Annotated in this window: 18 protein-coding genes; 8 read left to right on the top strand and 10 right to left on the bottom strand. The window is 65.9% G+C overall.

Annotated elements, in window-relative coordinates; translation table 11 throughout:
* The first annotated feature begins 202 nt into the window (after positions 1-202).
* The 3 genes from rpmB to nadB all read left to right on the top strand — a co-directional run bounded on the left by rpmB (position 203) and on the right by nadB (position 2,368).
* Positions 203-436 carry a 50S ribosomal protein L28 gene (rpmB, locus tag R9B84_RS13105; RefSeq protein ID WP_004186391.1) on the top strand — a complete coding sequence of 78 codons (234 nt, stop codon included), beginning with the start codon at positions 203-205 and terminating at the stop codon, positions 434-436.
* Between the two features lie 17 nt (positions 437-453).
* A complete protein-coding gene (gene rpmG, locus R9B84_RS13110) occupies positions 454-621 on the top strand; it encodes a 50S ribosomal protein L33 (RefSeq protein ID WP_006478046.1) in 168 nt (55 codons plus the stop codon).
* Positions 622-781: 160 nt separating this feature from the next.
* Positions 782-2,368 (top strand): L-aspartate oxidase, encoded by a 1,587-nt coding sequence (nadB, locus tag R9B84_RS13115; RefSeq protein WP_047898822.1) that lies wholly within the window; start codon positions 782-784, stop codon positions 2,366-2,368.
* A 92-nt stretch (positions 2,369-2,460) separates the two neighbouring features.
* Here nadB and nadC read toward each other — a convergent pair whose 3' ends face one another.
* From nadC to purN, 6 genes are all read right to left on the bottom strand, one after another.
* Positions 2,461-3,477 carry a carboxylating nicotinate-nucleotide diphosphorylase gene (nadC, locus tag R9B84_RS13120; RefSeq protein ID WP_423758265.1) on the bottom strand — a complete coding sequence of 339 codons (1,017 nt, stop codon included), beginning with the start codon at positions 3,475-3,477 and terminating at the stop codon, positions 2,461-2,463.
* Positions 3,474-4,610, bottom strand: a complete 1,137-nt coding sequence (gene nadA / locus R9B84_RS13125; protein ID WP_047901043.1) for a quinolinate synthase NadA — start codon at positions 4,608-4,610, stop codon at positions 3,474-3,476. The genes nadC and nadA overlap by 4 nt, the downstream gene beginning before the upstream one ends.
* A 307-nt stretch (positions 4,611-4,917) precedes the next feature.
* A complete protein-coding gene (locus tag R9B84_RS13130; RefSeq protein ID WP_423758266.1) occupies positions 4,918-6,114 on the bottom strand; it encodes a DesA family fatty acid desaturase in 1,197 nt (398 codons plus the stop codon).
* A 225-nt stretch (positions 6,115-6,339) separates the two neighbouring features.
* Positions 6,340-7,767, bottom strand: coding sequence for a mechanosensitive ion channel family protein (locus tag R9B84_RS13135; RefSeq protein ID WP_423758267.1), 1,428 nt, complete (start codon positions 7,765-7,767; stop codon positions 6,340-6,342).
* A gap of 18 nt (positions 7,768-7,785) precedes the next feature.
* The gene (locus R9B84_RS13140; protein ID WP_343493587.1) at positions 7,786-9,048 is read right to left on the bottom strand and encodes an RsmB/NOP family class I SAM-dependent RNA methyltransferase; all 1,263 of its coding nucleotides are present in this window, start codon (positions 9,046-9,048) and stop codon (positions 7,786-7,788) included.
* Positions 9,045-9,707, bottom strand: a complete 663-nt coding sequence (gene purN / locus R9B84_RS13145) for a phosphoribosylglycinamide formyltransferase (protein WP_423758268.1) — start codon at positions 9,705-9,707, stop codon at positions 9,045-9,047. The genes R9B84_RS13140 and purN overlap by 4 nt, the downstream gene beginning before the upstream one ends.
* A gap of 122 nt (positions 9,708-9,829) precedes the next feature.
* On the opposite strand from purN, the gene R9B84_RS13150 reads away from it, so the two are divergent.
* The 5 genes from R9B84_RS13150 to dut all read left to right on the top strand — a co-directional run bounded on the left by R9B84_RS13150 (position 9,830) and on the right by dut (position 16,045).
* On the top strand, positions 9,830-10,822 hold the full coding sequence (locus R9B84_RS13150) for a bifunctional riboflavin kinase/FAD synthetase (RefSeq protein WP_423758269.1): 993 nt from the start codon (positions 9,830-9,832) through the stop codon (positions 10,820-10,822).
* 101 nt (positions 10,823-10,923) lie between these two features.
* A complete protein-coding gene (ileS, locus tag R9B84_RS13155) occupies positions 10,924-13,761 on the top strand; it encodes an isoleucine--tRNA ligase (protein ID WP_423758270.1) in 2,838 nt (945 codons plus the stop codon).
* A 2-nt stretch (positions 13,762-13,763) separates the two neighbouring features.
* Positions 13,764-14,264 (top strand): signal peptidase II, encoded by a 501-nt coding sequence (lspA, locus tag R9B84_RS13160; RefSeq protein WP_047898830.1) that lies wholly within the window; start codon positions 13,764-13,766, stop codon positions 14,262-14,264.
* Positions 14,265-14,331: 67 nt separating this feature from the next.
* Positions 14,332-15,543, top strand: coding sequence for a bifunctional phosphopantothenoylcysteine decarboxylase/phosphopantothenate--cysteine ligase CoaBC (gene coaBC, locus R9B84_RS13165; RefSeq protein ID WP_423758271.1), 1,212 nt, complete (start codon positions 14,332-14,334; stop codon positions 15,541-15,543).
* Positions 15,544-15,598: 55 nt separating this feature from the next.
* On the top strand, positions 15,599-16,045 hold the full coding sequence (gene dut, locus R9B84_RS13170) for a dUTP diphosphatase (RefSeq protein ID WP_065499366.1): 447 nt from the start codon (positions 15,599-15,601) through the stop codon (positions 16,043-16,045).
* A gap of 54 nt (positions 16,046-16,099) precedes the next feature.
* On the opposite strand, the gene R9B84_RS13175 is transcribed toward dut, so the two are convergent.
* From R9B84_RS13175 to clpS, 4 genes are all read right to left on the bottom strand, one after another.
* Positions 16,100-16,870: a hypothetical protein gene (locus R9B84_RS13175; RefSeq protein ID WP_423758272.1), complete on the bottom strand. Its 771-nt coding sequence runs from the start codon at positions 16,868-16,870 to the stop codon at positions 16,100-16,102.
* 158 nt (positions 16,871-17,028) lie between these two features.
* Positions 17,029-18,408, bottom strand: coding sequence for an amino acid permease (locus R9B84_RS13180; RefSeq protein WP_423758273.1), 1,380 nt, complete (start codon positions 18,406-18,408; stop codon positions 17,029-17,031).
* A gap of 103 nt (positions 18,409-18,511) precedes the next feature.
* Positions 18,512-20,812, bottom strand: a complete 2,301-nt coding sequence (clpA, locus tag R9B84_RS13185) for an ATP-dependent Clp protease ATP-binding subunit ClpA (RefSeq protein ID WP_034178825.1) — start codon at positions 20,810-20,812, stop codon at positions 18,512-18,514.
* Positions 20,809-21,123, bottom strand: coding sequence for an ATP-dependent Clp protease adapter ClpS (gene clpS, locus R9B84_RS13190; RefSeq protein WP_006398529.1), 315 nt, complete (start codon positions 21,121-21,123; stop codon positions 20,809-20,811). Before clpS ends, clpA begins: the two co-directional genes overlap by 4 nt.
* Positions 21,124-21,245 lie beyond the last annotated feature (122 nt).

The following is a 21,245-nucleotide window of genomic DNA, read 5'->3' on the forward strand; positions in this document are numbered from 1 at the left end:
CGACGAAGCGAAATTAGGTTTGATTTTCCTGAACTTTTTCTGCTAGAATCGCCGTCTGTATTTTTTCCAACCAGTTCTAGCCATCGAAGGGCCTTGTCTGTAAGGGCTACGGCGTTCTGAGTGCAGCCATGGATCACGTGGCGGTGCGATGGAACCTTCACCGGCGATCGAACCCCGAATTTAGCGTATTAGGAGTGCTCTCATGGCACGCGTATGCCAAGTAACTGGGAAAGCGCCGATGAGCGGCAACAACGTTTCCCACGCCAACAACAAGACGAAGCGCCGCTTCCTGCCGAACCTGCAAAACCGCCGGTTCTGGGTAGAGAGCGAAAACCGCTGGGTGCGCCTGCGCGTTTCGAACGCCGGCCTGCGCCTGATCGACAAGAACGGCATCGATTCCGTGCTCGCTGACCTGCGCGCACGCGGCGAAGCCTAAGCCCAAGGAGCACAATCATGGCAAAAGGCGCCCGCGACAAGATCAAGCTGGAGTCGACCGCTGGTACGGGTCACTTCTACACGACCACGAAGAACAAGCGCAACATGCCGGAAAAGATGGCGATCAAGAAGTTTGATCCCGTCGTCCGCAAGCATGTGGAATACAAAGAAACCAAGATCAAGTAATCTCCGGTTTCTGCCAGCCTGACGGCGACCGAAAAGCCCCGCACATGCGGGGCTTTTTGTTTTGCGCGCACGCTCGGGCCCGACGCGGTATGCTCTCCCCTTTCCGCGGCCATGGCCGCCGGAACGCACAAGATCAAAAGCGCAACGATGGAGATGCAGCATGAAATTCGACGTGGCGATCGTCGGCAGCGGCCTGGCAGGGCTGTCGGTCGCACTCAATCTGGCCAGCACGCGACGTGTCGCGCTGATCGCGAAACGTTCGATGATGGAGGGCGCAAGCGATAACGCGCAGGGCGGCATCGCGGCAGTCCTCGATTCGGCAGACAGCATCGAGAACCACGTCGACGACACGCTGGTCGCCGGCGGCGGCCTGTGCGACGAAGGCGCGACGCGCTATATCGTCGAGCACGGCCGCGAAGCGATCGAATGGCTGATCTCGCAAGGCGTGCCGTTCACAAAGGACGACGCAGCCGAACTCGGCTTCCACCTGACGCGCGAAGGCGGCCACAGCCACCGCCGGATCATCCACGCGGCCGACGCGACCGGCCATGCGGTGCTCGCGACGCTGTCGGAACGCGCGCGCCAGCATCCGAACATCACGTTCTTCGAAAACCACCATGCGATCGACCTGATCACGTCGGACCGGCTCGGCCTGCCCGGCCGCCGCTGTCACGGCCTGTATGCGCTCGACGTCGACAACGACCGCACGATCACGATCGAGGCGCCGCATACGGTGCTCGCAACGGGCGGCGCCGGCAAGGTCTACCTGTACACGACGAACCCCGACACGGCGACCGGCGACGGCATCGCGATGGCGTGGCGCGCGGGCTGCCGCGTGTCGAACATGGAATTCATCCAGTTCCACCCGACCTGCCTGTTCCATCCGTATGCGAAATCGTTCCTGATTTCGGAGGCCGTGCGCGGCGAAGGCGGCCTGCTGAAACTGCCCGACGGCACGCGTTTCATGCCCGCGCACGATCCGCGCGCCGAGCTCGCGCCGCGCGACATCGTCGCGCGCGCGATCGACTTCGAGATCAAGAAGCGCGGGATCGACTGCGTGTATCTCGACATCAGCCATCAGCCGGAAGCGTTCCTGCGCGAACACTTCCCGACGATCCATGCGCGCTGCCTCGAATTCGGCATCGACATCGCGAAACAGCCGATCCCCGTCGTGCCGGCCGCGCACTACACGTGCGGCGGCGTCGTGACCGATCTCGCCGGGCGCACCGATCTCGCGGGCCTGTACGCGGTCGGCGAAACGTCGTACACAGGGCTGCACGGCGCGAACCGGCTCGCCAGCAACTCGCTGCTCGAATGCCTCGTGATCGGCCGTGCGGCGGCCGAGGCGATCGAGGCAGCCGGCTTCGACGCCGAAACGCCGGCCACGCTGCCCGCATGGGACGAAAGCCGCGTATCGGATGCGGACGAGGAAGTCGTCGTCGCGCACAACTGGGACGAGTTGCGCCGCCTGATGTGGAACTACGTCGGCATCGTGCGCACCGACAAGCGCCTCGAACGCGCGAAGCACCGGCTGTCGCTGCTGCGTGACGAGATCCACGAGTACTACGCAAATTTCCGCGTGACGCGCGACCTGCTCGAACTGCGCAACCTCGTCGACGTGGCGACGCTGATCGTGAAGAGCGCGCACTCGCGCCGCGAAAGCCGCGGGCTGCACTACAGCCGCGACTGGCCGCACACGCTGCCGAAGGCGCTGCCGAGCGTACTCACGCCGCGCGCTCGTCGCTGAACGACGCACCCTTCCCGGCTGCGGCCGCACAGGAAAAAAGCCGTTGGCGTTTGCGCGCCAACGGCTTTTTTGTCTGATCGCATGACGCTCGGTCAGTCGACGATCCGCATCGAATAGTCCGTCGCGCGCACATCCTTCGTCAGCGCACCGATCGAGATGCGATCGACGCCCGTCTCCGCGAATGCGCGCACCGTGTCGAAATTGACACCGCCCGACACTTCGAGCACGGCCTTGCCGGCCGCCACGCGCACCGCTTCACGCATCATGTCGAGCGTGAAGTTGTCGAGCAGCACCGACTGCGCGCGATGCGCGAGCGCCGTGTCGAGCTGCGCGAGCGTCTCGACTTCAACCTGCACGGGCACGCCCGAATCCAGCGCGAACGCCGCGTCGAGCGCCTCGCCGACACCGCCCGCCGCGGCGATGTGGTTCTCCTTGATCAGGATGCCGTCATACAGCGCGAGACGCTGGTTCTCGCCGCCGCCGACGCGCACCGCGTATTTCTGCGCGAGCCGCAGGCCCGGCAGCGTCTTGCGCGTATCGAGGATCTTCGCGCGCGTGCCTTCGACACGATCGACATAACGGCGCGTCGCGGTTGCGACACCCGACAGCAGCTGCAGGAAGTTCAGCCCGTTGCGCTCGGCCGTCAACAGCGCGCGCGCCGGCCCTTCGAGCTCGCAAACGGTCGAATCGGGCGTCATCCGGTCGCCTTCGCGGTAGCGCCATTGCACGGTGATCGCCGGATCGATCCGGTCGATCACGGCCTCGAACCACGGCACGCCGCACAGCACGGCTTCCTCGCGCACGATGATGCGCGCACGGCGACGCCCGCCGGCCGGCACGAGCCGCCCGGTCTGGTCGCCGGTGCCAACGTCTTCCGCAATCGCATCGGCAACGTTGCGCGCGATCGCGTCGTCGAATGCCGCGCCGTATTGCTCGCGAACGATGTCGTAAAGCGGAGATACGGCGCTCGTCGTGCCGCCTTCCGCCGGGCCGCCCCCAAGGACGGCGGCCGCCTCCTCGGGGGGAGCCGTGCATGGGACCGGAGTAAGCGCTGAAGCGTCAACTCCATTCAACAGCGAACGAACGTGAGCGTGCGGGCCATTCGTCATGCAGCCCCCACGTTGGCAAACAGTTGCTGGTCGCGCTGCAGATCGCCACTCGCCTGCACGCGCTTCTTGTGCGCGGCCGCGAAATCGAGCATCCGGTCGATCGGCAGGCGCGCACGCTCGCCGATCGCGGGATCGACGAAGATCTCGTTGTGACCGCGTTCGAGCACGTCGGCGAGGTTCGCAAGGCCGTTCATCGCCATCCACGGGCAGTGCGCGCAGCTCTTGCAGGTCGCGCTGTTGCCGGCCGTCGGCGCTGCGATGAAGGTCTTGCCGGGTGCCGCGAGCTGCATCTTGTGCAGGATGCCGAGATCGGTCGCGACGATGAAGCGCGTCGCGTCGAACTTGACGGCCGCGTCGATCAGCTGCGTGGTCGAACCGACGACATCGGCCTGCGCAACGACGTTTTCCGGCGATTCGGGATGGACGAGCACCTTCGCGTCCGGATATTCGGCGCGCAGCAGGTCGAGCTCGATCCCCTTGAACTCGTCGTGGACGAGGCACGAACCCTGCCACAGCAGCATGTCCGCGCCGGTTTTCTTCTGGATATAACTGCCGAGATGGCGATCGGGCGCCCAGATGATCTTCTCGCCGCGCGCGTGCAGGTCGGCCACGATCTCGAGGCCGATCGACGACGTGACCATCCAGTCCGCGCGTGCCTTCACGGCCGCGCTGGTATTCGCGTAGACGACGACGGTGCGGTCGGGATGCGCGTCGCAGAACGCCGAGAATTCATCGACCGGACAGCCGAGGTCGAGCGAACAGGTCGCGTCGAGATCGGGCATCAGGATTCGTTTGTTCGGGCTCAGGATCTTCGCGGTTTCGCCCATGAAGCGTACGCCGGCGACAACCAGCGTCTGCGCGTCGTGATCGCGGCCGAAGCGGGCCATTTCGAGCGAGTCGGCAACGCAGCCGCCGGTTTCGTCGGCGAGTTCCTGCAGTTCCGCATCCACGTAGTAGTGCGCAACCAGCACGGCCTTTTCACGCACGAGCAGCGCCTTGATGCGCGCCTTCAGCGCAGCGCGCTCCTCGGGAGACGGTGCATCGGGCACCTTGGCCCATGCCTGTCCCACGCCGCACACGGTCCCTGCTGCGACGGGCCGGTCGTACTCGACGGGTTTGATCGTCGATTGCATCTCCATATCTCCTGTCGACCAGAGTTAGCGCTTTAGCGCTTACTCTGGTCCCATGCTTCGCGGTCGACCAGAGTTGGCGCTTTAGCGCTTGCTCCGGTGCCTTGCCTCACGGTCAACCAGAATCAGCGCTTCAACACTACTCCGATCCCATCCTCTACGCTCGCCCCGGGGCACCATTGCGCCGCTGCCCCAAGCCTCATACAAATTCGAGCCGTGCCGATCGCTTCCGTCAAAAACCGGCGGCCCAAATGAAAAAACCCCGCCAACGCGGGGTTTTTGACGTCCTGAGATTCTAATCGATTTCGAATCAGGCGTAGCGACGCAGGCGCGTCGCGAATTCCTGCAGCGCCTTGATGCCGCTTTGTTCCGCGCGATGGCACCAATCCTGCAATTGCGCGAGAAGCTGTTCGCGCGACGCGGTCGAACGATCCCAGATCGCGGCGAGATCCTGGCGCAACTGGAAGTACGTATGCAGCTTCTGGCTGTTCGCGAAGATTTCCGGCAGCAGCTTCTTCTGCGGCTCGTCGAGGCCGTCGGCGTCCTTGTGGAACCACTTGCGCGCGCCGCGCATCAACTGGTACTTCTCGCTCGAACCGAGCTCCTTCAGATGCGCGAGCTCCTGGCGATACGCACGCTTCACGGCCTTGCCGTAGCGCGCCATCACTTCGTAGCGATTCGACAGCACGGCCTGCAGCGTTTCCTGGTCGAGCACCATCTTCGGCTTGTTCAGGCGCGGCGTCGGCGCGACCTTCTTCACCTTCGCGAGACCGAACGCCGACATGATGCGGATGTACATCCAGCCGATGTCGAACTCGTACCACTTGTTCGACAGCTTCGCCGACGTCGCGAACGTGTGGTGGTTGTTGTGCAGTTCTTCGCCACCGATCACGATGCCCCACGGGAACAGGTTCGTGCTCGCGTCGGCCGAGTTGAAGTTGCGGTAGCCCCAGAAGTGGCCGAAGCCGTTGACAACGCCTGCCGCCCAGAACGGAATCCAGACCATCTGCACGGCCCACACGGTCAGGCCGAGCACGCCGAACAGCGCGACGTCGATCACCATCATCAGGCTGATGCCGAGGATCGGGTACTTCGAATAGAGATTGCGTTCGATCCAGTCGTTCGGCGTGCCGTGGCCGAACTTGCGCATCGTCTCTTCATTCTTCGCTTCCGCGCGATACAGCTCGGCGCCCTCGAGGAACACCTTCCAGATGCCGCGCGTCTGCGGGCTGTGCGGATCTTCCTCGGTCTCGCACTTCGCATGGTGCTTGCGGTGAATCGCGGCCCACTGGCCGGTCAGCATGCCGGTCGTCATCCACAGCCAGACGCGGAAGAAATGGCTCGCGATCGGATGCAGTTCCAGTGCGCGGTGCGCCTGGCAGCGATGCAGGTAGACCGTCACGCCGATGATCGTGACGTGCGTGACGGCGAGCACGAACAGCGCGACCTGCCACCACGAAAAATGCAGGAGCCCGTGGGAAAGAAAATCGAGCAGGGAATTCAACAAGGCAGTTACCTGTGATGAGATGAGAGCGACACCGGCTCGCGCAAGCGTCAGAAAAATGAAAGCATACCGCGAATAGACTTGGATTTTACTTCAACCGTTCCAAGTCTTTGTAAAAAATGAATATTTTCTTGCCCTGGCGCAACCGGAAGAGTCCACGGGCGGACTTGGAAAGGCCCGCGCTCCGGTTCCGACCGCGGGGTCGATACGAGTGACGCCCGACGCGCGCTACGCAGCCGGCGCGCGCCCGTCCACCGCGCCGCTGCCGGCCACCGGATCGCCGGCCGCCGGATCGCCGGCCGCCGGATCGCCGGCCGCCGGATCGTGCCCGGCCGCAGCGCCCGCGCCGGCAAAACCGTCCGGCAACCCGACGACGCGCACTTCGCGCTGCGGAAACGGAATCGAAATCCCGTGCTCGCTGAACAGCCGCCAGATGTTGCGGTTCACGGTCGAACGCACGCCCGACGTGCCTTTCGCCGAATCCTCGATCCAGAAGCCGAGTTCCAGGTCGATCCCGTCCGCGCCGAAGCTCACCAGATACGGGGTCGGCGCGGGCTCCGCCAGCACGCGCGGCACGTCCTTCGCGGCATCCGCGAGCAACACCAGCGCATGCTCGACATCGCTCGTATACGCGACCTGCACCGCGACCTTCGCATAACCACGCGTCAGGTACGACGACTGGTTCTGCACGACGTCGGTGATCAGCTTCTCGTTCGGGATCAGCGTCTCGTTGCCGTCGAGGCCGCGCACGACCGTGTAGCGCGTGCGGATCTGCGTGACGATGCCCTGCAGCCCGCCGACGCTGATTGCGTCGCCGAGCCGCAGCGACCGGTCGAGCAGGATGATGAAGCCCGACACGTAGTTGCTTGCGATCTTCTGCAGCCCGAAGCCGAGGCCGACGCCGACCGCGCCGCCGAACACACCGAGCACTGTCACGTCGATGCCGACGAGCGACAGCCCGATCAGGATCGCCGCGAACACGAGCAACGCGCGGCCGACCCGCGACAGCACGACCTTCAAGTTTGCGTCGAGCGTGGTCGCGCGCGTGAGGCGATCCTCGAGCACCGAGCCGAGCCACATTGCGACCATCAGCGTCACGCAGACCCACAGCGCGCCGGAGATCAGCGACAGCAGCGTGAGGTGCGCATTGGCGACGCGGAACTGCACGCTGTCGAGCCAGCCGAGCACGTCGCGCTGGATGCCGAGCACAGTCAGCACCATCGCGGCCCACACGATGGTCGACACGATCTTCTCGACGATCGACAGCCACGCATGCGTGTGGCCGTCGCGCGCGAACACGCGCCGCGCGAAGAAGAACAGCACGTAGATCAGCCCGATGCCGAACAACGGCACGAGCGCGAGCGACAGCAGCGACGTCGACATGAACGGGTCGAACGCGAGCTGCGCGACGCCCACGAAAACGCCGCCGAACAACGGAAACAACGCGCGTTTCAGGCTATGCGCGCCCGCACCGGGCGCGCGTCCGGCCGCCCGGCGGCGCGCATCGATGCGGCCGTGCACGAAACGCGCGGCCACCCACGCGAAACACAGCGCGCCGACGAGGATCGCCGCCTGCCAGATCATCACCGGCTGGTGGAAATCGCGAATCACCGATGCCAGCCGGTGCGACAGCAGGCGGCTTTGCAGATTCTCCATCGTCCGTCCGGCCTGTCGTTACTGCGCGCGGCGCTCGAGCACCGCGGCGAAGAAGCCGTCGGTCGCGTGACGATGCGGCCACAACGACAGGTAGTCACCCGTCTCGAGCTCGATGCGCTGGTCCGCCAGCACCTTCTGCGCGGGCACCAGCACGAACTCGGGATGGTCGGCCAGGAACTGTTCGACGATGCGCTCGTTCTCGGCGTCGAGCACGCTGCAGGTCGCGTAGACGAGCCGGCCGCCCTTCTTCACGAGGCGCGCGGCGCTCGCGAGGATCGACGCCTGCTTCGGCGTCAGCTCGTCGATCGCGGTGCGCGACTGGCGCCACTTCAGGTCCGGATTGCGGCGCAGCGTGCCGAGGCCGCTGCACGGCGCGTCGACCAGCACGCGGTCGATCTTGCCGGCGAGCCGCTTGATCTTCGCGTCATGCTCGCTGTCGATCAGCACCGGGTTCACGTTCGACAGCCCGCTGCGCGCGAGGCGCGGCTTCAGCTTCGCGAGGCGCTTTTCCGACACGTCGAACGCGTAGAGGCGCCCGGTCGAGCGCATCATCGCGCCCAGCGCGAGCGTCTTGCCGCCCGCGCCCGCGCAGAAATCGACGACCATCTCGCCACGGCGCGGCGCGACGAGCGAACACAGCAGCTGGCTGCCTTCGTCCTGCACCTCGATCTGGCCTTCCTCGAACAGCTTCAGGCGCGTCAGCGCCGGCTTGCCGACGACGCGCACGCCGAACGGCGCGAACGGCATCGCGCCCGCGTCGATACCGTTCGCGCGCAGCGCGTCGATCACCTGGTCGCGGGTCGCCTTCTGCGCGTTGGCGCGCAGGTCGAGCGGCGCCGGGTAGTTCAGCGCGGCGGCGAGCTGCGCGAGTTCCTCGGCGTCGAAACGGGCCGACAGCGCCTGGTGGATCCAGTCGGGCAGGTTCGTGCGTACGCGCACCGGCAGGCTCGCCGGATCGATCTTCGACACGTGCTCGAGCCACGCGGACTCGGTGTCGGACAAAAACGGCCTCAGCGCGTTACGGCCAGCCGTCTGCATCAGGCCGAGCAGCGTGAGACGCCGCGCGGGCGTGCCCGTGCCGCTCTCGGCCAGGTGCGAAAACTCCATCTTGCGGCGCAGCACCGCGAACACGGCCTCGGCGATCACGCCGCGCTCGGCATGCCCGAGCTTCGGGTGCGCGCGGAAGAACCGGCTCGTCGTCGCGTCGGCGGGGCCGGCGAACTTCAGCACCTCGGCCAGCAAGGTCTCGGTCTGGCCAATCAGGAATCCGTGCAGCTTCATACGCCCTCACTCGTTTCGGTATGCGGTTGATCCGCGAAAATCCAGCGTGCTTCTTCCGGCGCCACGACGGCTCGGCCGTTCTCGAGGCGCAAGCGCCCCTCGACGAACCAGCGCACCGCGCGCGGATACAACACGTGCTCGACCGTCAGTACGCGCTGCGCGAGCGCGGCCGCGTCGTCGCCCGCGCGCACGGGCACCGCGCCCTGCGCGACGATCGCGCCGCTGTCGAGTTCGGGAATCACGAAGTGAACGGTCACGCCGTGCAGCGCGACGCCCGCATCGAGCGCCTGCTGGTGCGTGTGAATGCCCTTGAAGCTCGGCAGCAGCGACGGATGGACATTCAGCAGCCGGCCTTCATATCGTCTGACGAATGCCGGCGTGAGGATGCGCATGAAGCCCGCGAGGATCACGAGATCGGGGGCAAAGCGGTCAATTTCGGCGGCGAGCGCCGCATCGAAGCTGTCGCGGCCGTCGAACGACCGGTGGTCGACCACCGCGGTCGCCACCCCGTGCGACGCGGCAAAAGCCAGGCCGGCCGCATCGGGCCGGTTGGCGATCACGGCAGCGACCTCGGCCGGCCAGCGCTCCTGCGCGCACGCGCGGACGATGGCCTCCATGTTGCTGCCGCGACCGGAAATCAGGATCACGAGTTTTTTCATCCGCGAATTTTACCATTCGCCCCCGCGTTTCCCGCCTTCTCGGCCGCCGGCCCGCCCGAACGTTTATAATCTTCTGCTTTGCGGCATCCCACCGCCCATTCCCCGACGCTGCATCCGCTATCGTGAAAGTCTTCCGCGGCCTGCCCAACGCCGAGAGCCGCGCCCCGTGCGCGCTGACGATCGGCAACTTCGACGGTGTCCATCGCGGCCACCAGGCCCTGCTCGCGCGCGTGCGCGCGGCAGCGGACGCGCGCGGCCTGCCCGTGTGCGTGATGACTTTCGAGCCGCACCCGCGCGAATTCTTCAACCCGGCCGGCGCGCCGCCGCGCATCGCGATGCTGCGCGACAAGCTCGAGGCACTGCGCGAGCACGGCGTCGACCGCGTGGTCGTCGAGCACTTCAACCACACGTTTGCCAGCCAGTCGCCGCAGGCGTTCGTCGAGCGTACGCTGGTGAACGGGCTGCACACGCGCTGGATGATGGTCGGCGACGATTTCTGCTACGGCGCGAAGCGAGCGGGCACCTTCGACACGCTGAAGGCGGCCGGTGAGCAATACGGCTTCGAAGTCGAGCAGATGGGCACGGTGGCCGGCAGCGACGGCACGCGCATCTCCAGCTCGGGCGTGCGCGCCTCGCTCGCGGCCGGCGATCTCGACGCGGCTGCACAAGCGCTCGGCCACGGCTATGCGATCAGCGGCCACGTCGCGCACGGGCTGAAGCTCGGCCGCGACCTCGGCTTCCCGACCCTGAACCTGCCGATCGCGCACAAGCGGCCGGCGCTCGCGGGCATCTTCGTCGTGCAGGTGCACGGCCTCGGCCCCGCCCCGCTGCCGGGCGTCGCAAGCCTCGGCCTGCGCCCGACCGTCGACGATTCGGGCCGCGTGCTGCTCGAAGTCCACCTGCTCGACTGGCATGGCGACGCGTACGGCAAGCTCATCCGCGTCGAATTCCTGAAGAAGCTGCGCGACGAAGCGAAATTCGACGATCTCGAGGCGCTGTCGCGCGCGATCGCACTGGACGTCGCGAATGCACGCGCGTACTTCATCGAGCGCGACCGTGCGCCGGGCAGCCGCGCAACGGGCTTCTCGACGTCGGCAACCGACCGAATTAGCTGATCCGGACGGCGGCGCCCCGCGCCGCACCCACGCGCCGCACACTCGCGCGCATACCCGATTCACGACGCACGAGCGTCCCCCGATTTGATAGCGATCCCATCATGAGCAACAAGAAAGCCGATTCGAAACCGCAGGCCAAGTATCCGGTCAACCTGCTCGACACGCCGTTCCCGATGCGCGGCGATCTGCCCAAGCGCGAGCCGCAGTGGGTCAAGGAATGGGAAGAGCGCGGCATCTACGACAAGATCCGCGCGGCCAGCCAGGGCCGGCCGAAGTTCATCCTGCACGACGGCCCGCCGTATGCGAACGGCGACATCCACCTCGGCCACGCCGTCAACAAGATCCTGAAGGACATCGTCGTCAAGTCGCGCAACATGGCCGGCTTCGACGCGCCGTACGTGCCGGGCTGGGATTGCCACGGGATGCCGATCGAGATCCAGATCGAGAAGCAGTTCGGCAAGTCGCTGCCGGCGGCCGAAGTGATGAGCAAGGCGCGCGCGTACGCGACCGAGCAGATCGAAAAGCAGAAGGTCGGCTTCAAGCGCCTCGGCGTGCTCGGCGACTGGGCCAACCCGTACAAGACGATGAACTTCGTCAACGAGGCGGAAGAGCTCCGCGCGCTCGGCAAGATCATCGAGAAGGGTTATGTGTATCGCGGGCTGAAGCCGGTGAACTGGTGCTTCGACTGCGGCTCGGCGCTCGCGGAAGCGGAAGTCGAGTACAAGGACCGCACCGATCCGACGATCGACGTGATGTTCGCATTCGCGGAACCGGAAAAGACCGCGCAGGCGTTCGGCCTGCCGGCACTGCCGCGTGCCGAGGGCGGCATCGTGATCTGGACCACCACGCCGTGGACGATTCCGGCGAACCAGGCGCTGAACCTCCATCCGGAAATCGTCTACGCGCTGGTCGACACCGAGCGCGGGCTGCTGATCATCGCGGAAGAGCGCGTGGCCGCGTGCATGGAAGAGTTCAAGCTGACGGGCCGCGTCGTCGCGACCACGCCCGGCGTGAAGCTCGCGAACCTGCGCTTCCACCACCCGCTCGCATCGGCCCACCCCGGCTACAAGCGCACCGCGCCCGTCTACCTCGGCGACTACGTGACGACCGACACCGGTACCGGCGTCGTGCACTCGTCGCCCGCGTACGGCATCGAGGACTTCCAGTCCTGCAAGGCGCACGGGATGACCGATTCGGACTTCATCAACCCGGTGATGGGCGACGGCCGCTACATCGAATCGCTGCCGCTATTCGGCGGCCTGTCGATCTGGGATGCGAACCCGAAGATCGTCGAGGCGCTGAACGCAGCCGGCTCGCTGCTGCGCAGCGAGAAGTACACGCACAGCTACATGCACTGCTGGCGCCACAAGACGCCGATCATCTACCGCGCGACGTCGCAGTGGTTCGCCGGCATGGACGTGACGCCGCGCGACGGCAGCAAGACGCTGCGCGAAACGGCGCTCGAAGGCGTCGACGCGACCGCGTTCTACCCGTCGTGGGGCAAGCAGCGCCTGTTCAGCATGATCGCGAACCGTCCCGACTGGACGCTGTCGCGCCAGCGCCAGTGGGGCGTGCCGATGGCGTTCTTCGTGCACAAGGAAACCGGCGAGCTGCACCCGCGCACGCTCGAGCTGCTCGAGGCAGTCGCGAAACGCGTCGAGCAGTCGGGCATCGAGGCATGGCAGACGCTCGACCCGCGCGAGCTGATCGGCGACGACGCGAACCTGTACGAAAAGAACCGCGACACGCTCGACGTGTGGTTCGACTCGGGCACGACGCACTGGCACGTGCTGCGCGGCTCGCACAAGGATCAGCTGCAGTTCCCGGCCGACCTGTACCTCGAAGGCTCGGACCAGCACCGCGGCTGGTTCCACTCGTCGCTGCTGACCGCGTCGATGATCGACGGCCGCGCACCGTACAAGGGCCTGCTCACGCACGGCTTCACGGTCGACGGCGAAGGCCGCAAGATGAGCAAGTCGCTCGGCAACGGTGTCGACCCGCATGAAGTCGCGAACCGCCTCGGCGCGGAAATCATCCGCCTGTGGATCGCGTCGACCGACTATTCGGGCGAGCTCGCGATCTCCGAGGAAATCCTGAAGCGCGTGACCGAAGGCTATCGCCGTATCCGCAACACGCTGCGCTTCCTGCTCGCGAACCTGTCGGACTTCGACTACGCGCAGCACGCGGTGCCGGTCGGCGAATGGCTCGAGATCGACCATTATGCGGTCGCGTTCTCGGAGCAACTGCAGACGGAACTGCTCGGCCACTACGAGAAGTATGAATTCCACCCGGTCGTCGCGAAGCTGCAGACGTACTGCTCGGAAGATCTCGGCGGCTTCTACCTCGACGTGCTGAAGGATCGCCTGTACACGAGCGCGGCCGATTCGCGCGCACGCCGCTCCGCACAGACGGCGCTGTACCACCTGACGCACGGCCTGCTGCGCGTGCTCGCGCCGTTCCTGTCGTTCACGGCCGAAGAAGCGTGGAAGGTGTTCCAGCCGGCCAGCGAAACGATCTTCACGGAAACCTACTACGCGTATCCGGAAGTCGCCGGCTCGGCCGCGCTGATCGAGAAGTGGGCGCTGCTGCGCGACGTCCGCGGCAACGTGACGAAGGCGCTCGAGGAAGCGCGCACCGCGAACCGCATCGGTTCGTCGCTGCAGGCCGAAGTGACCGTGCACGCGAGCGGCGCGCGTTACGACGCGCTCACGAGCCTCGGCGAAGACCTGAAGTTCGTGCTGATCACGTCGGCCGCAACGGTCGTCAAGGTCGACGACGAAGCGCAGGAAAGCGTCGACGTGGCCGCATCGAAGTACCAGAAGTGCGAACGCTGCTGGCACTACCGCGACGATGTCGGCGCGCACGCCGATCATCCGACGCTGTGCGGCCGCTGCTTCTCGAACCTGTTTGAAAACGGCGAAATCCGGAGCGCTGCTTAAATATGGCGAAAACCCTGTCGAAACCGGCCAGCGGCGCGCTTGCGCCCTGGCTCGGCATTTCGCTGATCGTGATCCTGTTCGATCAACTGTCGAAGATCGCGATCCTGAAAACGTTCGCGTATGGCGCGCAGCATGCGCTGACGTCGTTCTTCAACCTCGTGCTGGTGTACAACCGCGGCGCCGCGTTCGGCTTCCTGTCGACCGCGAGCGGCTGGCAGCGCTGGGCGTTCACCGCGCTCGGCATCGGCGCGACGCTCGTGATCTGCTTCCTGCTGAAGCGCCACGGCCACCAGCGGCTGTTCAGCGTGTCGCTCGCGCTGATCCTCGGCGGCGCGCTCGGCAACGTGATCGACCGGCTCGTCTACGGTCACGTGATCGACTTCCTCGATTTCCACCTCGGCGCCTGGCACTTCCCGGCGTTCAACCTCGCCGATTCCGCGATCACGGTCGGCGCGGTGCTGCTGATCTACGACGAACTGCGTCGCGTGCGCGGCTCGCGCTAAGCGCGCATACTCGGCGTCGACGGCCGGCCTCGCGCCGGCCGTCCCGTTTGACCCTTGGAGGCCTGAGTTGGCACACGCAGAACTCGCAGGAAAACACCTCGTTCTCGGCCTGACGGGCGGCATCGCCTGCTACAAGATCGCCGAGCTCACGCGGCTGCTCACGAAGGCCGGCGCGACCGTCCAGGTCGCGATGACCGAAGCCGCCACGCAGTTCATCACACCCGTCACGATGCAGGCGCTGTCGGGCCGGCCCGTCTATACGAGCCAGTGGGACGCGCGCGTCGACAACAACATGGCGCACATCGACCTGTCGCGCGAAGCCGACGCGATCGTGATCGCGCCCGCGTCGACGGACTTCATCGCGAAGCTCGCGCACGGGTTCGCGGACGACCTGCTGTCGACGCTGTGCGTCGCGCGCGACTGTCCGTTGCTCGTCGTCCCCGCAATGAACCGCCAGATGTGGCAAAACCCGGCCACGCAGCGCAACGTCGCGCAACTGCGCGCGGACGGCGTGTCGGTGCTCGGCCCGGATTCGGGCGCGCAGGCGTGCGGCGAAGTCGGCGACGGCCGCATGCTCGAGCCCGAGGCGATCTATGAAGCGATCGTCGCGCACTTCGCGCCGAAGGTGCTCGCGCACCGGCGCGTGCTGATCACGGCGGGCCCGACGTTCGAGCCGCTCGACCCCGTGCGCGGCCTCACGAACCGCTCGAGCGGCAAGATGGGCTTCGCGCTCGCGCGCGCCGCGCAGCAGGCCGGCGCCGACGTGCATCTCGTCGCCGGGCCGGTCGCGCTCGACACGCCGTGGGGCGTCTACCGTCAGGACGTGCAGACCGCGCAGCAGATGTACGACGCGGTGATGCATGCCGTTGCCGATGCCGACATCTTCATCGCGGTGGCCGCGGTCGCCGACTGGCGCGTCGACCAGCCTGCCGAACACAAGATGAAGAAGACGGCCGACCGCAAGATGCCGGCGCTCGCGTTCGTCGAGAACCCCGACATCCTCGCGTCGGTCGCGGCGCTGCCCGATCCGCCGTTCTGCGTCGGGTTCGCGGCCGAAAGCGGCGATCTCGACGTGCACGGCGACGAGAAGCGCAAGCGCAAGAACGTGCCGCTGCTCGTCGGCAATCTCGGGCCGCTGACGTTCGGCCGCGACGACAACGAAGTCGTGCTGTTCGAGGCCGCCGGCCTCACGCGCCTGCCGCGCGCGCCGAAGGACGAACTCGCGCATGCGCTCGTCGCGGAAATCGCGAAGCGCCTGCCCGACAACCGCCTGATCTGATCTCCCGTGCGGTGGCCATCGCCGCCGCGCCCTTCCCGACCGATTCGACGACCGCATGAAACTCGACCTGAAGATTCTCGACGCGCGCATGCGCGACTACCTGCCTGCCTACGCGACCACCGGCAGCGCCGGCCTCGACCTGCGCGCGTGCCTCGACGCGCCGGTCACGCTGCAGCCGGGCGAAACGACGCTCGTGCCGACCGGCCTCGCGATCCACCTCGCCGACCCCGGTTATGCGGCGCTGATCCTGCCGCGCTCGGGCCTCGGCCACAAGCACGGGATCGTGCTCGGCAACCTCGTCGGCCTGATCGACTCCGACTACCAGGGCCAGTTGATGGTCTCGACGTGGAACCGCGGCCAGACCGAGTTCGTGCTGAACCCGTTCGAGCGTCTCGCACAGCTCGTGATCGTGCCGGTCGTGCAGGCGCAGTTCAACATCGTCGACGACTTCGCGGAAAGCGATCGCGGCGCAGGCGGCTTCGGCAGCACTGGCCGTCACTGAACGACGCAACGCAAAAAAGGGGCCTCGCGGCCCCTTTTCTTTTTCCGTTCACCGTCATTCGCTGACCGGCTGCGCGATCCGCGCGGGTACCGGTTCGCGTCGCCGTGCCTGCGCGATGCTCGCAAAGATCACCAACGCGACCAGCACGCCGAGCAGCACGGCTGACGAGCCGACCGTACCGAGCGCGAGCCCGCCCTTCGCGACCGGCTTCGTCAGCAGGTCGCCGACCGTCGCGCCGAACGGACGCGTGAGCACGAACGCGGCCCAGAACAGCAACACGCCCGAAATCCGCGTGAAATAGTGCGCGAGCACGATCACCGCAAGCAGCCCGCCGATCAGCAACGCGCCCCCGCCGAAACCGAGCCCCGAGCTGTCCGCGAGAAAATCGCCGAGCGCGGTGCCGAGCGTGTTCGAGAACAGGATCGCGATCCAGTAAAGCAGCTCGACCTTGCGCGTGCGGATCAGGTCGACCGACAGCGATTCGCCGCTGAGCCGCCAGACCGCGAAGATCGCCAGCAGGATCGCGACGAGGATCGACGAGCCGGCCGCATAACCGAGGCCGAGCGTGCGGTCCATGAAGTCGGACATCGTCGTGCCGGCCGTGCTCGTCGCGACGATCACGGCCCAGTAGATCGCCGGGCGATAGCGCGTCGTCTTGAGCTGCGCGCCGAGCGTCACGAGGAAGAAGCCGAACAGCAGGATCGAGCTCACCGCGTAGCCGACGTTCAGCGTCATCGACAGCAGGTCGCCACCGGTTTCGCCGAGCGTCGTCGCGCAGATCTTCATGATCCAGAACGCAAGCGTGATTTCAGGAAGTTTGTTCATTCGAACCCCTTTTTTACAGGAAAGCGGCGAGCCGGCGCGTGCCGGACCGCATCGCAGACAGGATCGAATGTTAGTCGCCGCCGGCTTAACGGAACCTTAGCGGACGTGAAGAACGGGAGGGCCGGCGCGCGCGGCCGTGGGCGGCCGCGCTGGCACCGTCAGCGTGCGTGCTGGTGCCGGTAGTGCAGCGCATACGCGAGCGTCAGCAGCACGACGAACACGATACCGACCACCATCGTCATCCGGAATTCGCGCGTGAACGCGGTCGTGAACAGGATCGCCGCGACGAGCCCCGCGCCGAGCAGGCTGCCGAACGGGTGCCCCCACATCCGGAACGCAAGCGCGGGGCCGCGATACTGCGAACGGAAGCGCAGGTGCGTGACGAAGATCATCAGCCAGGTGAGCAGTGCGCCGAACATCGCGATCGCCATCATCACGGTGAACGCCGTGTCGGGCGCCAGCGCAACCAGCACGGCCGCCACCGCGACGCCGCTCGTCGAGATCCACAGCGCCGCACGCGGCACGCCGTTCGTGCCGAGCCGGCCGAACATCGCCGGCGCGAGCCGTGCACGCGACAGGCTGAACATCATCCGCGTCGTCACGTAGAGCTGGCTGTTCATCGCCGACAGCGCCGCGATCAGCAGCACGAAGTTGATCACGCCCGCCGCGTACGGCACGTGCGTCGCGGCCATCACCTTCACGAACGGGCTTTCGTCGGTGCCGGCCTGGGTCCACGGCACGATCGCGAGCATCAGCGACAACGTCAGCAGGTAGAACAGCACGAGCCGGAACACCGTCGAGCGGAACGCGCGCGTGACCGCGTGCTGCGGATCGCGCGCTTCGCCGGCCGCAATTGCGACGGCCTCGATGCTCATGTAGCTGAAGATCGCGACGATCACCGCGACCCAGGTGCCCCACGGCCCCTTCGGCATGAAACCGCCGTGCGCGGTGTAGTTCGCGAAGCCGACGCCCGATGCGGCCGGTGCCGACCACACGAAATACGCGCCGAGCACGATGAACACGACGATCGCGGCGATCTTCAGCAGCGAGAACGCGTATTCGACCGAGCCGTACAGCGTGACGCTCGCGAGGTTCACGGCGATCAGCAGCGCGGAGAAGCCGATCACCCAGTACCAGCCGGGCACGGCCGGGAACCAGTACTTCATGAATACGGCGATCGCGCTGATCTCGGTGCCGATCGCGAACACGACCGCGAACCAGTACGCATAACGCACCAGAAAGCCCGCGAGCGGGCCGACGTAGTGTTCGGCATACGCGCCGAACGAGCCGGCCGTCGGATGCGCGACGGTCATTTCCGCGAGCGCGCCCATCAGCAGCAGCGCGATCAGCGCACCGATCGCATACGAGACCAGCACGCTCGGGCCGGCCAGCCCGATCGCGAACCCGCTGCCGAGGAACAACCCCGTGCCGATCGCGCCGCCGATCGCGATCATCGCCATCTGCCCCGACGTCAGCGCGTGGCGCAACCCTTGTTCGCGCGCGACGATGTTGTCGAACGACCGTTGTTGTTGTGTCACTGCGTTACCACTCCCCTGCACCACCATTGCGCCGCCGGCGCCGGATAAAACGAAACGGCGCGGAGAACTTCCCGCGCCGTTCGCATGAACAACGAATTATCGCTTACTCGACTTCGACCGTCTCTTCGTTCGGCTTGTGCGGCGGATTCGCCAGCTTGTCGAACGACAACTGCACCTTGTCGTTTTCGTCGACGTCGACCGTCACGTGACCGCCGTTGACGAGCTTGCCGAACAGCAGCTCGTCGGCCAGCGCACGACGGATCGTGTCCTGGATCAGCCGCTGCATCGGCCGCGCGCCCATCAGCGGGTCGAAGCCGTGCTTCGCGAGATGCTTGCGCAACGCGTCGGTGAACAGCGCGTCGACCTTCTTCTCGTGCAACTGTTCCTCGAGCTGGATCAGGAACTTGTCGACCACGCGCATGATGATTTCCTCATCGAGCGAGCGGAAGCTGATGATCGAATCCAGGCGGTTGCGGAACTCCGGCGTGAACAGGCGCTTGATGTCGGTCATCTCGTCGCCCGTTTCGCGGCGCGTCGTGAAGCCGATCGTCGCCTTCTGCATCGACTCGGCGCCCGCGTTCGTCGTCATGATGATGATGACGTTGCGGAAATCCGCCTTGCGGCCGTTGTTGTCCGTCAGCGTGCCGTGGTCCATCACCTGCAGCAGCACGTTGTAGATGTCCGGATGCGCCTTCTCGATTTCGTCGAGCAGCAGCACGCAATGCGGCTTCTTCGTGACGGCTTCGGTCAGCAGCCCGCCCTGGTCGAACCCGACATAGCCCGGCGGCGCGCCGATCAGGCGGCTCACCGCATGACGCTCCATGTACTCCGACATGTCGAAGCGGATCAGCTCGATGCCGAGCGTGAACGCGAGCTGGCGCGCCACTTCGGTCTTGCCGACACCCGTCGGGCCGGAGAACAGGAACGCGCCGATCGGCTTGTCCATCTTGCCGAGGCCCGCGCGTGCCATCTTGATCGATGCCGCCAGCGCGTCGATCGCCGGATCCTGGCCGAACACGACGCTCTTCAGGTCGCGGTCGAGCGTCTGCAGCTTGCTGCGATCGTCCTGCGACACACTCTGCGGCGGCACACGCGCGATCTTCGAGATGATTTCCTCGATCTCGCTCTTGCCGATCGTCTTCTTCTGCTTCGACTTCGGCAGGATGCGCTGCGCGGCGCCCGCCTCGTCGATCACGTCGATCGCCTTGTCCGGCAGGTGACGGTCGGTGATGAAGCGCGCCGACAGTTCGGCCGCGGCCGACAGCGCGCCCGACGAATACTTGACGCCGTGGTGTTCCTCGAAGCGCGACTTCAGGCCGCGCAGGATCGCGACCGTCTGCTCGACAGTCGGCTCGCTCACGTCGACCTTCTGGAAGCGCCGCGACAGCGCCGCGTCTTTCTCGAAGATGCCGCGATACTCGGTGAACGTGGTCGCGCCGATGCACTTGAGCGTGCCCGACGACAGCGCCGGCTTCAGCAGGTTCGACGCATCCAGCGTGCCGCCCGACGCGGCGCCCGCGCCGATCAGCGTATGGATTTCGTCGATGAACAGGATCGCGTGCGGGCGCTCCTTGAGCTCCTTCAGCACCGTCTTCAGACGCTGCTCGAAATCACCGCGATACTTGGTGCCGGCGAGCAGCGCGCCCATGTCGAGCGAGTAGACCTGCGCGTTCGCGAGGATATCGGGCACTTCGCCGCGCGTGATGCGATAAGCGAGCCCTTCCGCGATCGCGGTCTTGCCGACACCGGCCTCGCCGACGAGCAACGGATTGTTCTTGCGGCGGCGGCAAAGGACCTGCACGACGCGCTCGACCTCGGGCTCGCGACCGATCAGCGGATCGATGCGGCCGTCCTTCGCCATCTGGTTCAGGTTCTGCGTGAACTGCGCGAGCGGCGTTTCCTTCTGCGCATTCGCGTCTTCGCTTTCCGCGTTCGCGTCGGTCGACTTCGCGGCTTCGCCGCTGTTCGTCTTCGCGATGCCGTGCGAAATGAAGTTCACGACGTCGAGGCGCGTGACGCCCTGCTGCTGCAGGTAGTACACCGCGTGCGAATCCTTCTCGCCGAAGATCGCGACCAGCACGTTCGCGCCAGTCACTTCCTTCTTGCCGTTCGACGTCGACTGGACGTGCATGATCGCGCGCTGGATCACGCGCTGGAAACCGAGCGTCGGCTGGGTATCGACATCGTCGGTGCCCGGGACGGTAGGTGTGTTGTCGTGGATGAAATTGCGCAGGTTCTGACGCAGGTCCTCGATGTTTGCCGCGCACGCGCGCAACACCTCGGCTGCCGTCGGATTATCCAGCAGGGCCAGCAGCAGATGCTCGACCGTAATGAACTCATGGCGCGCCTGGCGTGCTTCCATGAACGCCATGTGCAGGCTGACTTCCAATTCCTGGGCAATCATGCTTCCTCCATCACGCACTGCAGCGGATGCCCGGCCTGCCGCGCATGGGTAACGACTTGCTCAACCTTGGTCGACGCGATGTCCCGCGTATAGACCCCACATACCCCTCGCCCTTCGCGATGGACCTTCAGCATGATCTGCGTGGCCGTCTCGCGATCCTTCTTGAAATACTCCTGGACCACCATCACGACGAACTCCATCGGCGTGAAGTCGTCGTTCAGCAGCACCACCTTGTACATCGAAGGCGGCTTGAGCTTCTGCTGCTTGCGTTCCAGGACGGTACTGTCCTGCTTGTCCGGGATAATCGCCATACACCCATTCTAAACAACTCGGACAGGCCCGCAATCCTGCCATTACCCGACCGACCGGCCGGCGCCCTCCCCGGTATCCCGGAACACGCGATCGTCTTCGCGCCATACGAAAGCCGGCTGCG

The organism is Burkholderia sp. NLJ2 (assembly GCF_049487195.1).
GTDB classification, from domain to species: Bacteria; Pseudomonadota; Gammaproteobacteria; order Burkholderiales; family Burkholderiaceae; genus Burkholderia; species Burkholderia pyrrocinia.

What these genes read in the sequence shown, in the direction of transcription:
- rpmB (WP_004186391.1), top strand. Translation starts at nt 203, where the DNA reads ATGGCACGCGTATGCCAAGTAACTGGGAAAGCGCCGATGAGCGGCAAC.
- rpmG (WP_006478046.1), top strand. Translation starts at nt 454, where the DNA reads ATGGCAAAAGGCGCCCGCGACAAGATCAAGCTGGAGTCGACCGCTGGT.
- nadB (WP_047898822.1), top strand. Translation starts at nt 782, where the DNA reads ATGAAATTCGACGTGGCGATCGTCGGCAGCGGCCTGGCAGGGCTGTCG.
- nadC (WP_423758265.1), bottom strand. Translation starts at nt 3,477, where the DNA reads ATGACGAATGGCCCGCACGCTCACGTTCGTTCGCTGTTGAATGGAGTT.
- nadA (WP_047901043.1), bottom strand. Translation starts at nt 4,610, where the DNA reads ATGCAATCGACGATCAAACCCGTCGAGTACGACCGGCCCGTCGCAGCA.
- R9B84_RS13135 (WP_423758267.1), bottom strand. Translation starts at nt 7,767, where the DNA reads ATGGAGAATCTGCAAAGCCGCCTGCTGTCGCACCGGCTGGCATCGGTG.
- R9B84_RS13140 (WP_343493587.1), bottom strand. Translation starts at nt 9,048, where the DNA reads ATGAAGCTGCACGGATTCCTGATTGGCCAGACCGAGACCTTGCTGGCC.
- purN (WP_423758268.1), bottom strand. Translation starts at nt 9,707, where the DNA reads ATGAAAAAACTCGTGATCCTGATTTCCGGTCGCGGCAGCAACATGGAG.
- ileS (WP_423758270.1), top strand. Translation starts at nt 10,924, where the DNA reads ATGAGCAACAAGAAAGCCGATTCGAAACCGCAGGCCAAGTATCCGGTC.
- lspA (WP_047898830.1), top strand. Translation starts at nt 13,764, where the DNA reads ATGGCGAAAACCCTGTCGAAACCGGCCAGCGGCGCGCTTGCGCCCTGG.
- dut (WP_065499366.1), top strand. Translation starts at nt 15,599, where the DNA reads ATGAAACTCGACCTGAAGATTCTCGACGCGCGCATGCGCGACTACCTG.
- R9B84_RS13175 (WP_423758272.1), bottom strand. Translation starts at nt 16,870, where the DNA reads ATGAACAAACTTCCTGAAATCACGCTTGCGTTCTGGATCATGAAGATC.
- clpA (WP_034178825.1), bottom strand. Translation starts at nt 20,812, where the DNA reads ATGATTGCCCAGGAATTGGAAGTCAGCCTGCACATGGCGTTCATGGAA.
- clpS (WP_006398529.1), bottom strand. Translation starts at nt 21,123, where the DNA reads ATGGCGATTATCCCGGACAAGCAGGACAGTACCGTCCTGGAACGCAAG.